This is a genomic window from Sphingomonas sp., assembly GCF_030145815.1.
GTDB lineage: Bacteria > Pseudomonadota > Alphaproteobacteria > Sphingomonadales > Sphingomonadaceae > Sphingomonas.
Map to the genome: position 1 here is coordinate 58,097 of NZ_JAIXHL010000004.1, position 13,163 is coordinate 71,259.

Here is a 13,163-nt window from a genome sequence, read left to right on the forward strand (position 1 = left end):
AGGAAGGGTTGAAAAGAGAGATGGGGTCGCGCGGACTAACCTCCACCGGCCGTGGTTTGCGGTCTTCGCCGACCGCGACAAAGGTGAAGTTCGCCTGGGTCACCAGTTCGCGCTCCTCGCCATGGCGACAGCGGCGCCAGGCTTCGACCTCGATCAGCATCGAGCTGCGCCCGATTTTCACGATCTGGGCATAGACCGACACTTCGTCGCCGACCGCAACGGGCGCGTGGAACTGCATCGAGTCCATCGCCACCGTGACCGCACGCCCCTTGGCGCGGCGCGCGGCGACGAGGCCGGCGGCAAGGTCCATCTGTCCCACCAGCCAACCGCCGAAAATGTCGCCATAGGCATTGGCATCGGCGGGCATGGTGCTGACGCGGATCGACGGTTCGATCGCGGGGGGCGTGCGGTCAGGCATCGTCGCCGCCCTCCCCGCCCTGCGGGTTGCGCTGCAGCCACATTGCGCGGCGCATCGGCCCGATCCCCATCACGATAATGCACAGGATAGCGATGCCCGTGACCAGCCACACATCGCCCCGCGCGAGCGGATAGGCCCAGCTCGCCAGCGCCCCGATCAGCAGCGCGACCGCGATTCCCGCGGCGATGTGCAATGCTTCGATCAGGACACGCATGGCAGCGGACTCAGGCCAGCAGGCCCATCGGCGATTCGACCAGCGCCTTGAACACCTTCATCAGCTCGGCGCCATCGGCCCCGTCCACCGCGCGGTGATCGAAGCTGCCGGTCGCCGACATGACGGTGGCAACGCCGAGCGCATCGTCGACGATGTACGGACGCTTCTCGCCCGCGCCGACCGCCAGAATCATCGCCTGGGGCGGGTTGATGACCGCGTCGAACTGCTTGATCCCGAACATGCCCATGTTCGAAATGCTGGCGGTGCCGCCCTGATATTCGTGCGGCTGGAGCTTGCCCTCCTTCGCGCGGTCGGCCAGCTCCTTCATCTGGGTCGAGATCGACGCGAGGCCGATATTTGCCGCGTCGCGGATGATCGGGGTGATCAGGCCGGTCGGGGTCGAAACGGCGACCGAAATGTCGGCGCGGCTATATTTGACCAGCTTGTCGCCGGCATAGGTCACATTGCACTTGGGCACCTGAACCAGCGCAACCGCGAGCGCCTTGATCAGCATGTCGTTGACCGACAGCTTCACGCCGCGCGCTTCCAGGCTCTTGTTGAGCTGCCCGCGCAGCTTGAGCAGCGCGTCGAGCTGGATATCGACGGTCAGATAGATGTGCGGGATCGTCTGCTTCGCCTCGGTCAGGCGGCGCGCGATCGTCTTGCGGATGTTGCTGAGCTTCTCGACCTCGTGCGGGATGCTCTCGTCATACCAGACCGATGCCGGGGCAGCGGCAGGTGCTGCTGCAGCAGCCGGAGCAGCGGCGGGCGCAGCCGCAGCCGGAGCCGCGCCGGGCTTCGCCCCTTCGATGTCCGCCTTGACGATGCGGCCGTTCGGGCCGGAGCCGCTCACGCCCGAAAGGTCAACACCCTTTTCGGCGGCGATGCGGCGCGCCAGCGGGCTCGCCTTGACGCGGTCGCCATCCGCCTTGGGGGCAGCAGCCGGCGCTGGGGCAGGTGCAGCAGCGGCGGGTGCCGGAGCCGCCTCGGCCTTGGGGGCTTCGGCCTTGGGCGCGTCGGCCTTGGGCGCGTCGGCCTTCGGCGCAGACACCGACCCGGCATCCTCGCCCTCACCCGCCAGGACGGCGATCACGGTGCCGACCTTCACGCCATCGGTGCCCTCGGCCACGACGATCTTCGCGATCACGCCCTCATCGACCGCCTCGAACTCCATCGTCGCCTTGTCGGTTTCGATCTCGGCCATCAGGTCGCCGGCTTTGACGGTGTCGCCTTCCTTGACCAGCCATTTGGCGAGCGTGCCCTCCTCCATCGTCGGAGACAGCGCGGGCATCTTGATTTCGATCGACATGGGTGGGGAGGATCCTGTCGTGGGGTGGTGGGTGTCGCGCCCTCCTTGCGCGATGAACGGCGCGGGTCAACCCCGCCCCTTGCGCTTCACGCCCCGACGCGTCACCACCTGTCACCAACGGAGGGGGAACTGGTTTCATGCGTACCTATCTGGTCGTGGTCGATGAGAGCCCCGAGGCACAGATTGCGCTACGGTTTGCGGCGCGTCGCGCGGTGAAGACCGGCGGCGGGGTCGAGATCCTGGCGCTGATTCCCAAGCCCGATTTCGTCCAATGGGGCGGCGTGATGGCGACGATCGAGGAGGAAGCGCGCCAGCGTGCCGAAGCCCTGGTCGCCGCCGCCGCAGGTACGCTGATCCAGGAATCGGGATTGAAGCCCAGCATCACCGTGGTCGAGGGCGACGGGCCGAAGGTCATCCGCGAACGGATCGAGGCCAATCCCGACATCGCCGCGCTCGTCCTTGGTGCCGCAGTCGGCGGCAAGCCCGGCCCGATCGTCACCCATTTCACCAGTGGCGACATGGCGGTTCTTCCCGTCCCGCTGATGATCATCCCGGGAAGCCTCGACCGCGAGGCGATCGACCGGTTGAGCTAGTGCGATGGCACGGCTGACCGATGAGGAGCGCAGCTTCCGCAAGATCGGCGCAGGCATTCCGTTCGGCCGCTTCTGGCACGTCCCGGTTATTGCGATCGCGTTGATTCTGTCTGGATCGAGCGTTCCCGATTTCTACCTCAACTGCACGGGGAATCCGGTCGAAGGTGGTGGCAAAGGCGGCGCGTTAGTCCGCATGCTCCTTACCTATCCATGCAGTCACCATCTGCTTTATGAAGGGGTTTGGGGGCGGCTCTTGTTTCTGGGTCTTTGGCTCCCAATACCCTTTGCGCTCCTCAACCTGCTCTGGCAGCGGCGTCACCGCGCCTTTTGGGACCGGGTCCGTGCACGCGAGCGCGAACGCCGTCGCCAGCGGCGGGAGGAACAACGCAAATCGAAGGCAGCGGATAAGACTGGGGCTTGAGATCGCGGGGCGATGCCGCCACGCTACGGCCATGCGCACCATCATCCTCCCCGCGCTGCTGATTGCAGCCCCCGCCGCCGCCCAGACCAAACCCGCCGAGGCCCCCAGCCCCGAGCGGCTCAAGGCCGATGTCGAGAAGCTGGTGAGCTTCGGCACGCGCCACACTTTGTCCTCCCCCGACGATCCGGTGCGCGGCATCGGCGCGGCGCGGAAGTGGGGCGCGGAGGAGCTCGACCGGATCGGTGCAGCGTGCGGCAACTGCATCAAGGTCGCGCGGATCGGCCGCACCTTCACCGGCCCCCGCGCGCCGAATGGGGTCGAGGTGGTCAATGTCCTCGGCTTTCAGGAAGGTGCAGACCCCAAGCGCGTCGTAATCGTCCAAGGCCATATCGATTCGCGCGTCAGCGACGTGATGGACTTCACCAGCGACGCCCCCGGCGCGAATGACGACGCCTCCGGCACCGCCTTGGTGATCGAGGCGGCCCGCATCCTGTCGAAGCACAAGCTCAAGGCGACGATCGTCTATGCCTTGCTGTCGGGCGAGGAACAGGGGCTGTGGGGCGGCACCTTGCTCGCCGAAACCGCCAAGGAGCGCGGCTGGGAGGTCATCGCGGTCCTCAACAACGACATTGTCGGTAACACCGTTGGCCAGAACGGCGTGCGCGTCGCCGATCGCGTCCGCGTCTTTTCCGAAGGCATTCGCGCGTCGGAGGACCTGCCCGGCCAGATCGGCCGGCGCGGCGATGGCGGCGAGGATGACGGCCCCAGCCGCGCGCTGGCCAAGGCAATCGACAAGGTCGCGGACGGGATGCGGGAGAAGGACAAGGACGCGCTTGACGTGTTCGTCGTCCGCCGCCCCGACCGCTTCGGGCGCGGCGGCGATCACGAGCCGTTCCTGCGCCTCGGCTATCCCGCCGTCCGCTTCTCGGTCGCCGCGGAGAATTACGACCAGCAGCACCAGACGCTGCGCACCGAAAATGGCCGAGTCTATGGCGACACGGTCGACAAGATGGACTTCCCCTATCTGGCGAAGGTCACCGCGCTCAACATCGCGACGATCCGCCGCCTCGCCAACGCGCCCTCGGCCCCGTCAGGTGTGGTGCTCGACGGCGCGGTGAGCGCGGATACCAAGGTGAAGTGGAACGCCGTCCCCGGCGCGCGCGGCTACAAGGTCTATTGGCGGCGCAACGACACGCAGAACTGGGCCGAGGTGCGCGGTGTCGCCGGGCGCACCGAGACGGTGCTGAAGGACGTGGTGGTCGACGATCATTTTATCGGCGTGTCGGCGGTCGCGGCGGATGGCAGCGAGAGCATCGTCACGTTCGGGACGCGACCGCCAAGGAATTGAGGCGATCGTCGCCCCGGCGCAGGCCGGGGCCGCCAGAGGGATAGCGATACGCGCAAAGCTTGGCGGCCCCGGCCTGCGCCGGGGCGACGGAATTTACCGACAGCAATCCTTCGTCGACCGCCGCACGACCGTCTTGCTCGGATAGCGGCGCACCGTCTTCACCGGCGCGCGGTAGGTGCGGACCTCTTCGACCTCCTCGATCACCTCTTCGGTGACAGTGGTCGTCGTGGTTGCGCCCGACTGGATGACGATCGTCGTCACCGTCGGCCCCGCCATGTAATATCCGCTGCCGCCATGATAGCCGCGGGCGTAGCCGCCGCCCTGCGCGCCGCAAGGGCTGGCGCAGGACGGCGGGGCATACCCCCCCGGGTATGGCTGTGCGGGGATCGGCCGCCGCTCGCGACGCTCGTCCGGGTAATCATCATGGTCATCGTCGTAATCGGGTGCTTCGTAGCGCGCGCCATAGCCGCCACCGCCGCCACCACCGCCCCCGGCAGCCGCCGCCGCTGCGTAGCCGCCACCGGCATAGGCGCTCGCCGCGCCACCACCACCGCCGCCATTCCAGTCGATCCCGCTGACCGAATCCCACACCCGCCCATCGCGGTCGGCCAGCACGGCATCGTCATAGTAACGCAGCCAGCCATAGCCATAGGGCGGACGGCTCAACCCCCAGTTCGACCAGTCGCTGATCCAGAAGCCACCACCGACCCAATAGCTCGGCAGCGTCCAGCCGCGCACCGGGCGGCGATAGGCGCTCCACCCGCCGGGTGCGCGCGTTCCTGCATGCCAGCGTCCGCCGACCATCGGGCCCCAGCGGCCACCATTGTGGGTCGTACGCGGCGGATCGATCCGCGTCGAGGGAACCGACCGCGCCGGATAGCGCACCGGCTCACGCTCGCGCTGCACCCACTGCCCATCGCGCCACACCCGCTGCGCCTGGGCGGGGGTCGCAACCGCAATCGCAGCAATCGACAAGGTGGCGAGGGTCAGGGCACGCATTGGCTGGACTCACTATTCTGGTGAGGCGCGACCATTCAAGCAGGGAAGAAGGACCGCGCCTCTTTACAGCGTTTTAACACTGACACCGCGCCGTTCCCACCGGACAGCGTGGTTAAGAAAGTCCCAATGCGGGGCAGGGTTCAGCCGGAAACTCTCGGAGCCAGCAGCGCCATCAGCGCCTCGCACCCCGCCGCATCCTCCGCATCGAAGCGGCCGGTGACCGGACTGTCGAGGTCGAGCACTCCGATCAATTCGCCGTCATGCACGATCGGAACGACCAGCTCGGCATTGCTCGCCGCGTCGCACGCAATGTGGCCGGGAAAGGCATGTACGTCCTCGACCAGCTGCGTCTCGCGAGTCGCCGCCGCCGCGCCGCACACGCCCCGGCCGAACGGGATGCGGATACATGCCGCCTTGCCCTGAAACGGACCGAGCACCAGCTCGTCGCCGACATTGCGATAGAAACCCGCCCAGTTGAGGTCGGGCAGATACTGGCCGATCAGCGACGCGGCGTTCGCCATATTGGCGATCGCATCCGGCTCTCCCGCCGTCAGCGCATCGAGCGCGGCGTGGAGATCGCGATAAAGTTCGGCCTTGGACCCGGCGGCGATGTCGAAACTGTACATGGCTGCGCAGGTGGCGCGAGCGGCGTCGCGATGCAAGACCCTAAGGGCAGCGCACCCGTGGCATCCCGTCCAGCGTCAGCGTGTCGCCATCCTCGGACAAGGCGAAGGTGCGCGTGGCCTCCCACGTCTCGCCCTCGCCGGTATAGCGTGCACTGACCTTGATCTGCGGCCCCGTGCCGCTGACCGACGTCACGGCGGCGCTGCTCTCATAAAAGCGCAGTTCGTTCGGAGCGATTGTCAGCCGCGTCACGTCGCTGCCCTTGCCGCAATCCGCTGCATTTGCGCTCCACGCGCCCTGAAAGGCCGCAGGAATAGTAGCGGCGGTGGTCGGACTCGGCGCGACCGGCTTGGTTTGGCGCGGCGGCTCGGCCTCCTGCGTGATATTCTGAGTGGCATTGTCGCGCACGGGTTCCTGCGAGCAGGCAGCGACAAGGGCGAGCGGCAGGATCAAGGTCAGTCGGATCATGGCGCCGCAACGCATTGCACGAAAATTCGTTGCGCGGCGGCATCAATCGATCTGCACCCGGCCCCGCCCCGCCTTGATCGCCGAACGGCCCTTTTTCTCGTCCACGCGCCGCGCCTTCGCCGCCTTGCCCGGCTTGGTCTTGATCCGCCGCGCCTGCCGCTCCAGCGCCTTGTCGATCAGCTCGATCACCCGCGCGCGCGCATCCTCGCGATTGGCGTCCTGCGTGCGGAACTTGCGCGCCGTGACAACCAGCTCGCCGCCCGCCGTCATCCGGCTCCCCGCCAGCTCCTTGAACTTTGCATAGGCATAGGGTGGCAGGCCGAGCGCGAACACATTGACGCGCAACTGCACCGCAGTCGCGACCTTGTTGACATTCTGCCCGCCCGGCCCCGACGCGGCGAGGAACTTTTCCTCGACGATCGCCGCCTCGGGCAGGTCAGCCGGCATCTTCGCCCAGCTCGTCCTGCGGCTGCCCGCCCGCAAAGCCGAATGCCCGGAACGCGTCCGGGATCGGTGCCTCCGCATGGATGTCGGGCTTGCCAGGACGCGGCACGGTCAGCTGCGCGGCATGAAGCATCAGCTTGCGTCCATTCGCGACGCCGTAAACCGGGTCGCCGGTAATCGGGAAGCCCAGCCCCTCTGCGGCATGGACGCGAATCTGATGCGTGCGCCCGGTCTCGGGGTAAAATGCGATGAACGCCCGCCCGTCCTTCTGTGCCAGCATCCGCCAGCGCGTCCGCGCCGACTTGCCAATCGGGCTGCCGGTCATGCGCCAGCCGCGTTCGGCGCTGGAAATCTTGATCAGGGCCAGGTCGATCATCCCCGAAGGCGCATCTGGAATCCCGTCGATCACCGCAAGGTAGCGTTTGGTCACCGCGCCCGCCTCGAACGCCTGCTGAAATCGCGCATGCGCCTTGGGATTGCGCGCGAGGAGCAGGCAGCCGCTGGTATCGCGGTCGAGCCGGTGGACCGGGGTCGGCCAGCGCTGGAATCCGAAGGTCAGATTGCCGAGGTGATTCTCAAGGCTGATCGATCCGTCGCGCGGCGGATCGACCGGAAGCCCGGCGGGCTTGTCGAGAACGATCGCCTCGCCGTCGATGAAAAGAACGTGATCCTGGATCATGCCCCGCTTTGGGCGGGAGCGCGCGCAGTTGCAATCATCGAGTTGCCCGGGCGGGACCATCTGTCCCGCCCGGACTGCCATTACGCGATCAGCTTGGTCGCGACTTCGGCGATGCGCTTGCCCTGATAGCGTGCACCGGCGAGGTCGATGTCGCTCGGCATGCGGCTGCCATCGCCGCCGGCGACGGTGGTCGCGCCATAGGGTGCGCCGCCCAGCACTTCGTCGATCTTCATCTGGTCGGCATGGCCATAATCGAGGCCAACGATGGTCAGGCCGAAGTGCAGCAAATTGGTGATGATGCTGAACAGCGTGGTCTCATTGCCGCCATGCTGGGTCGCGCTCGATGTGAACGCACCGCCGACCTTGCCGTGCAGCGCGCCCTGATACCAGACGCCACCGGCGGTATCCCAGAACGCCGCCATCTGGCTCGCCATGCGCCCGAAGCGGGTCGGCGAACCGACGATGATCGCGTCATAGTCCTTGAGCGCGTCGGGACCCTCGATCACCGGATGCGCGCTGTCGGCCTTGAAGCCGGCAGCCTTGACCACCGCCTCGGGCGCGGTTTCGGGCACGCGGCGGATATCCACGGTCGCGCCGGCCGAGCGCGCGCCCTCGGCAACCGCTTCGGCCATCGCTTCGATATGGCCGTAGGACGAGTAATAAAGCACCAGAACCTTGGTCACGGCGTGTCTCCTTGATTGGAACTGAATGGGGGTGGAGCGGCCCGCCTTGGGAGGGGGGGCTTGCGGACCGCTCCGGGGGGTCGGCTATTCGGAGTCGACCAGGACGATCTCGGCGTCCTCGATCGCGGTAATCGTTACGGTCTGGCCACCGCTCAGTGCGGCGCCGTCGCGGGCGTTGAAGGGCTCGCCATCGATGGTGATCTTGCCGACTGCGGGGACGAGATAGGCATGCCGCCCTTCGCCTACGCTGTGCGTCACGCTCTCACCCGCCTTGATCGTCGCACCCAGCACGCGGGCATCGGCGCGGATCGGCAGCGCGTCGCTGTCTTCGGCAAAGCCGCTCGCCAGCGTCACGAACTTGCCCGAACGCTCGCCCTTGGGGAACGGCTTGGCGCCCCAGCTCGGCGCACCGCCGCTGGCGCGGGGCATGATCCAGATCTGGAACAGCGTCGTCGTCTCGGACTCAAGGTTGTACTCGGCGTGGCGCACACCGGTGCCCGCGCTCATTACCTGGACATCGCCGGCACCGGTGCGGCCGGTATTGCCCATCGAGTCCTGATGCGTGATCGCGCCGCTGCGGACATACGTGATGATCTCCATGTCCTTGTGCGGGTGCGGCGGAAAGCCGCTGTTCGGGCCGATTTCGTCGTCGTTCCATACACGGATCGCGCCCCAGCCCATGCGCTCGGGATCATAATAGTTGGCGAAGCTGAAATGGTGACGGGCATTGAGCCACCCGTGATCGGCGTGGCCCAGACTTTCGAACGTGCGTTTCTCGATCATCGGAACCTCCTTGCTTGAGGTCCAAAATAGGGTCGCCGCGACGCGCGTAAATGGAAACGTTTGAAACGGATCGTTTCGGGTTTATACGGATCAAGCTGTTTGAGGGGACCGACCAATGCGTCTGCCGGACTTTGAAGCCTGGGCGATCTTCGCTTGCGTGGTCGAGCATCGCTCGTTCAGCGGCGCTGCCGCCGCGATCGGGGTGAGCAAGGCCACCGTGTCCAAAGCGATCGCCCGGCTTGAGGCGCAGCTCGGAACGGCGTTATTCCACCGCACTTCGCGCCGCCTGACGCTGACCGACAGCGGCACCGCGCTCGCCGAACGCGCCGGGCGCATTCTCGCCGAGGCGCAGGCGGCGGAAGAGGCCGCGATCGATTCCGCCAAGGCGCCATCCGGCATGGTCCGCATCGCCGCACCGATTACCTTTGGCATCCGCTTCGTCGCCGACGCGATTGCCGATCTGATCGCCGAACATCCGGGGATCCAGATCGACCTGCGTCTGTCTGATGCCCGCGTCGACATCGTCGCGGACGGGTTCGACATCGCGCTGCGCATCGCGGACCTGCCCGACTCTTCGCTGCGCGCGCGCCGGCTGTCCCCGATTCAGGCGCGGGTCGTTGCTGCCCCAGCCTATCTGGAGCAACACGGCACGCCGCGCCATCCCGCCGACCTCGCCCATCATGCCTGCTTCCTCTACGCCAATGCGATCGGCGCCTGGCAGTTTCGCAAGGCCGATGGCGAGGAAGCGGCGGTGCGCCCCGCCGGCCCGCTGATCGCCGACAATGGCGATGCGATGATCCCGGCATTGCTCGCAGGGCTCGGCATCGCCCGCCTGCCCGACTTCATCATCGACCGCGAGCTCGCTGACGGTCGACTGGTCGAAATTCTCGCCGACTGGTCGCCGAGGAACATCGCGCTGCACCTGCTCACCCCGCCCAGCACGCTGCGCCCGGCGCGGGTCGAACTGGTCATCGACTTCCTGTCGCAGCGCTTCCGCAACCTCTGCACACGGGCGTAAACAAAAGGGCCGGCCCGCATCGCTGCGGACCGGCCCCTTGCTTGGGTCGATGAGACTTCGGCTTAGAACTTCGCCTCGGCCGAGATCGTGAACGAACGCCCGCGCGGATCTGCCACGCGCGGCTCCCACGAGCTACCCGCACCGGTGTTGCCGTCATAGGTGATGGCGAAGGGCGGATCGGTGTCGAACAGGTTCTTGACGCCCATGGTGAACGTATAGCCCTTGAACCCGGTAAAGGTGATCGACGCGTTGTAGATGATATAATCGTCGACATACGGATTATAGTCAGGACGCGTCACCGTGCCCGCAGCGATGCCCGGCAGCGCCTGGTTCTTGTAGCCCGAGCGGAAGATCTGGCTCAGCGTGAAGCTCACATCATCGGTGCGGTAACCGATATAGGCATTGTGCTTCCACTCATTGCCGAGATCGCCGGCATAGGTGAACACCCCGATCAGGCTCGGGCCATAGGCCGAAGTCGGCGTCAGCTTCTCCTTCTTCTTCAGCAGCAGCGTGCCATCGAGGCCCGCACTGAACGTGCCGCCCATCGCATCGAACTGGCCGCGCGCGGCGAACTCAAGACCCTGCGTCCGGCGCGAACCGGCGTTGATCCAGCGCTGGTCGATCACGGTCACGTCCTGGGTCGCAGGATCGCGGACGAAGCGATCGGGGAACAGCGCGGCATTGTCGATGAGCTGGCGCAGCGTCAGCAACTGGATCGTGTCGTCGACCGCGATCGACCACCAGTCGACCGACAGGCTCACCCCGCGGAACGGGGTCAGCACGCCACCGACGCTGAACTGCTTCGCCGTCTCCGGCTGCAGCGTGGGCAGACCGCCAGTCGCGATCTCCGGTCGAATCTGCGCGCAGGGCAGGCCGCTGCCAAATGCGCTGGTCGGAACGCCGCCCGGGCAACGCACCGGATCGGCCAGATCGCTGCCCGAATAAGGCGACAGGGTCACGCCATTGAAGATCTGGTTGAACGTCGGAACGCGGAAACTGGTGTTGTACGATCCGCGGAACATCAACTGGTCGAACGGCTGGAACTTGACCGATACCTTCGGGTTGGTCGTGGTGCCAAAGCCGGTGTAATCGTCGACACGCAGCGCGCCGGTAACCTCGAGCTGTTCGATGATCGGCACCAGCACTTCGGCATAGGCCGCCTTCACGTCGCGGCTCTTGGGCGTCAGCGCGTTGACGTTGTCGAACGCGGCCAGGAAAATGACCGGTGCGGTCGCGGCGGCGGCGGCCGATCCGTTGAACGAATAGGTTTCGCGGCGATAGTCGACACCGGCCGCCATCCGCACATCGCCGCCCCAGATCGGGAAGAGCGAGCCGGACACCGACGCGTCGAACTGCTTCACCTCATACTGGCCGCCATACAGCGTCGCCCCGCGCGCCGAGACCGATTCCAGCGCGGCGAGGCCGGCTGCCGTCTGGGTCAGGCTGAACGGGTTGATCAGGCCGCTGTTCATCACGCCGACGAGGCCGCGGAACCCAGCCGGTGCGCCCGCGACCTGCGGCGCGAGCGGGTCATAGGCGCCATTGGCAAGCGTGCCGCGATAATAATAGCCACCACCCAGCACCGAGGAGCTTTCGCTCTTCGCATAGCTCGCACCTGCGCGGTAATCCCACCCGTCGAACAGCGGTCCTTCAAGGCCCAGCGCCGCGCGGAACGTCTTTGTGTCGGTCACATATTCGCGCGGCCCGCACGCGGCACAGCGCCAGCGATACGAAATCGGCAGCTGCGCGGCTGCGCGGGCGTTGAAATTGGCAAGCTGCGTCGGATCGGTGATGATCCCGCGGATCGCATTGACCACCGCGTCATAGGTCGCCGCCGTCGTGGGGTTACGCGGATAGGCGATGTTGAGGTTGGTCGTATTCGCCGACAGCTGGGCGTTGCTGAAGCTTTTCGCTGACGTGGCGTCGGACCCCGTCACCTCGACCGACAGCTCGTGCGATCCACCGATGCGGACGACACCGCGCCCATAATAGGTCAGCGTTTCGATCGGCTGCTGGATTACCGCCGCGCGCCCCGTATCCCAGGCGCAGGCATAGACCGCCGCGGGATTGTTCCAAAGCTGCTCGTCATAGGCCATCCCGCCGTCGAACGAGTCACACCCGCCGCCACCCGGCAGGTCCAGGATGTTGATGCCGCCGCCAACGATGTTGGCACCATTCGGACCGGTAATTGCCAGCGTCGGGAAGCCCGCCGCAGTCCCGAGCAACGTCCCGCCCGGATTCTGATTTGCGTTGGGTCCGATATTGAACACGGTCGCGATCGGCGTGCCGCGCGTGTCGATCGACAAGCCGCGGTTGGGCTGGTTCCCGTTGACGAAATCGCGATCCTCGCCGCGCAGAATCTTGTTCCAGCGGTAGGACACCGCCGCCATAATGTTGAAGCCGTCTTCGTTCAGATTGCCATAACCGGCCACGCCGCCGACACGGTAGATTTCACCGCCGCCCGCTTCCGGCACGTCGACATAGCCGCTGACCGACACGCCCTCGAACGTCTTCTTGGTGATGAAGTTGATGACGCCGCCGACTGCGTCGGTGCCATAGATGGCCGACGCGCCGTCCTTGAGCACTTCGACGCGCTCGATCGCGGCGAACGGGATCTGGTTGACGTCGACTGCCGAGCCCGACAGGCCGTGCGCCGCCACGCGACGGCCGTTCAGCAGGACCAGCGTCGCCGCCGATCCCTGACCGCGCAGGTTCGCGGCCGACAGACCGTTAGTGCCGCGCTGCGCGCCCGTCGTCACGTCGGCGTTGGACGCCAGATTGTCCGCGCCCGAGCCATTGGTCGGAAGGAAGGCGATCAGCTGCTCGGGGCTGGTGATGCCGTTGCGCGCAATCTCTTCCTGCGTCACGATCTGCAGCGGGAGGGCGCTCTTGGTCGGGTCCTGCTTGATCCGCGAGCCGGTAATCAGCACCTCGCGCTCGCTGCTTTCCTGCTGGCCTTCAGATGATGCCGGCGCATCCTGTGCGAATGCCGGAGCCGCGATGCAGCACGCCGTCACGAACAATGCGGTCTTGAACTTCATACCCCAACCCCCTTTTTGATCCAGCGCGCACTTTTGTGTCGGCTTCGCCGGAAACCGCGAAATTAATCACGCATATTTGATGTTAGCAAATGCAAAATATCAGCCAAGCCTATAGCCCAGG

14 protein-coding genes and 1 pseudogene are annotated in these 13,163 nt (G+C 66.2%); 4 read left to right on the forward strand and 11 right to left on the reverse strand.

What is annotated here, in order from left to right; genetic code table 11:
* Positions 1-91: 91 nt before the first annotated feature.
* From KYX69_RS04740 to KYX69_RS04750, 3 genes and pseudogenes are all read right to left on the reverse strand, one after another.
* A pseudogene (locus KYX69_RS04740) lies at positions 92-418 on the reverse strand (acyl-CoA thioesterase); the annotation flags it as partial.
* On the reverse strand, positions 411-632 hold the full coding sequence (locus KYX69_RS04745) for a hypothetical protein (protein ID WP_300494366.1): 222 nt from the start codon (positions 630-632) through the stop codon (positions 411-413). The gene KYX69_RS04745 and the pseudogene KYX69_RS04740, both read right to left, overlap by 8 nt.
* Before the next feature lie 10 nt (positions 633-642).
* A complete protein-coding gene (locus KYX69_RS04750; protein WP_300494369.1) occupies positions 643-1,941 on the reverse strand; it encodes a pyruvate dehydrogenase complex dihydrolipoamide acetyltransferase in 1,299 nt (432 codons plus the stop codon).
* A 137-nt stretch (positions 1,942-2,078) separates the two neighbouring features.
* Between KYX69_RS04750 and KYX69_RS04755 the strand changes: the two genes are divergently transcribed.
* The 3 genes from KYX69_RS04755 to KYX69_RS04765 are packed head-to-tail and all read left to right on the forward strand — an operon-like array spanning position 2,079 to position 4,303.
* Positions 2,079-2,534, forward strand: a complete 456-nt coding sequence (locus tag KYX69_RS04755) for a universal stress protein (RefSeq protein ID WP_300494371.1) — start codon at positions 2,079-2,081, stop codon at positions 2,532-2,534.
* A 4-nt stretch (positions 2,535-2,538) separates the two neighbouring features.
* Positions 2,539-2,955, forward strand: a complete 417-nt coding sequence (locus tag KYX69_RS04760) for a hypothetical protein (protein WP_300494373.1) — start codon at positions 2,539-2,541, stop codon at positions 2,953-2,955.
* Between the two features lie 31 nt (positions 2,956-2,986).
* Complete coding sequence (locus KYX69_RS04765; protein WP_300494375.1) at positions 2,987-4,303, forward strand: M28 family metallopeptidase; 1,317 nt, start codon at positions 2,987-2,989, stop codon at positions 4,301-4,303.
* A gap of 93 nt (positions 4,304-4,396) precedes the next feature.
* On the opposite strand, the gene KYX69_RS04770 is transcribed toward KYX69_RS04765, so the two are convergent.
* The 7 genes from KYX69_RS04770 to KYX69_RS04800 form a co-directional block, all read right to left on the reverse strand.
* A complete protein-coding gene (locus KYX69_RS04770) occupies positions 4,397-5,302 on the reverse strand; it encodes an RcnB family protein (RefSeq protein ID WP_300494377.1) in 906 nt (301 codons plus the stop codon).
* Positions 5,303-5,442: 140 nt separating this feature from the next.
* Complete coding sequence (locus tag KYX69_RS04775) at positions 5,443-5,928, reverse strand: GAF domain-containing protein (protein WP_300494379.1); 486 nt, start codon at positions 5,926-5,928, stop codon at positions 5,443-5,445.
* A gap of 40 nt (positions 5,929-5,968) precedes the next feature.
* A complete protein-coding gene (locus tag KYX69_RS04780) occupies positions 5,969-6,394 on the reverse strand; it encodes a hypothetical protein (protein WP_300494381.1) in 426 nt (141 codons plus the stop codon).
* 42 nt (positions 6,395-6,436) lie between these two features.
* A complete protein-coding gene (gene arfB / locus KYX69_RS04785; protein ID WP_300494383.1) occupies positions 6,437-6,841 on the reverse strand; it encodes an alternative ribosome rescue aminoacyl-tRNA hydrolase ArfB in 405 nt (134 codons plus the stop codon).
* Positions 6,831-7,517, reverse strand: coding sequence for an RluA family pseudouridine synthase (locus KYX69_RS04790; protein WP_300494384.1), 687 nt, complete (start codon positions 7,515-7,517; stop codon positions 6,831-6,833). Before KYX69_RS04790 ends, arfB begins: the two co-directional genes overlap by 11 nt.
* A gap of 80 nt (positions 7,518-7,597) precedes the next feature.
* The gene (gene wrbA, locus KYX69_RS04795) at positions 7,598-8,200 is read right to left on the reverse strand and encodes an NAD(P)H:quinone oxidoreductase (protein ID WP_300494387.1); all 603 of its coding nucleotides are present in this window, start codon (positions 8,198-8,200) and stop codon (positions 7,598-7,600) included.
* An 84-nt stretch (positions 8,201-8,284) separates the two neighbouring features.
* On the reverse strand, positions 8,285-8,983 hold the full coding sequence (locus KYX69_RS04800) for a pirin family protein (protein ID WP_300494390.1): 699 nt from the start codon (positions 8,981-8,983) through the stop codon (positions 8,285-8,287).
* Between the two features lie 115 nt (positions 8,984-9,098).
* On the opposite strand from KYX69_RS04800, the gene KYX69_RS04805 reads away from it, so the two are divergent.
* On the forward strand, positions 9,099-10,001 hold the full coding sequence (locus KYX69_RS04805; protein WP_300494392.1) for a LysR family transcriptional regulator: 903 nt from the start codon (positions 9,099-9,101) through the stop codon (positions 9,999-10,001).
* 62 nt (positions 10,002-10,063) lie between these two features.
* Here the strand turns inward: KYX69_RS04805 and KYX69_RS04810 are convergent, their stop codons facing one another.
* The gene (locus KYX69_RS04810; protein ID WP_300494395.1) at positions 10,064-13,042 is read right to left on the reverse strand and encodes a TonB-dependent receptor; all 2,979 of its coding nucleotides are present in this window, start codon (positions 13,040-13,042) and stop codon (positions 10,064-10,066) included.
* Between the last annotated feature and the right edge of the window lie 121 nt (positions 13,043-13,163).

Excerpts from the sequence above, each read along its gene's own strand:
- KYX69_RS04745 (WP_300494366.1), bottom strand. The coding sequence starts at position 632 with ATGCGTGTCCTGATCGAAGCATTGCACATCGCCGCGGGAATCGCGGTC.
- KYX69_RS04750 (WP_300494369.1), bottom strand. The coding sequence starts at position 1,941 with ATGTCGATCGAAATCAAGATGCCCGCGCTGTCTCCGACGATGGAGGAG.
- KYX69_RS04755 (WP_300494371.1), top strand. The coding sequence starts at position 2,079 with ATGCGTACCTATCTGGTCGTGGTCGATGAGAGCCCCGAGGCACAGATT.
- KYX69_RS04760 (WP_300494373.1), top strand. The coding sequence starts at position 2,539 with ATGGCACGGCTGACCGATGAGGAGCGCAGCTTCCGCAAGATCGGCGCA.
- KYX69_RS04765 (WP_300494375.1), top strand. The coding sequence starts at position 2,987 with ATGCGCACCATCATCCTCCCCGCGCTGCTGATTGCAGCCCCCGCCGCC.
- KYX69_RS04770 (WP_300494377.1), bottom strand. The coding sequence starts at position 5,302 with ATGCGTGCCCTGACCCTCGCCACCTTGTCGATTGCTGCGATTGCGGTT.
- KYX69_RS04775 (WP_300494379.1), bottom strand. The coding sequence starts at position 5,928 with ATGTACAGTTTCGACATCGCCGCCGGGTCCAAGGCCGAACTTTATCGC.
- KYX69_RS04780 (WP_300494381.1), bottom strand. The coding sequence starts at position 6,394 with ATGATCCGACTGACCTTGATCCTGCCGCTCGCCCTTGTCGCTGCCTGC.
- arfB (WP_300494383.1), bottom strand. The coding sequence starts at position 6,841 with ATGCCGGCTGACCTGCCCGAGGCGGCGATCGTCGAGGAAAAGTTCCTC.
- KYX69_RS04790 (WP_300494384.1), bottom strand. The coding sequence starts at position 7,517 with ATGATCCAGGATCACGTTCTTTTCATCGACGGCGAGGCGATCGTTCTC.
- KYX69_RS04800 (WP_300494390.1), bottom strand. The coding sequence starts at position 8,983 with ATGATCGAGAAACGCACGTTCGAAAGTCTGGGCCACGCCGATCACGGG.
- KYX69_RS04805 (WP_300494392.1), top strand. The coding sequence starts at position 9,099 with ATGCGTCTGCCGGACTTTGAAGCCTGGGCGATCTTCGCTTGCGTGGTC.
- KYX69_RS04810 (WP_300494395.1), bottom strand. The coding sequence starts at position 13,042 with ATGAAGTTCAAGACCGCATTGTTCGTGACGGCGTGCTGCATCGCGGCT.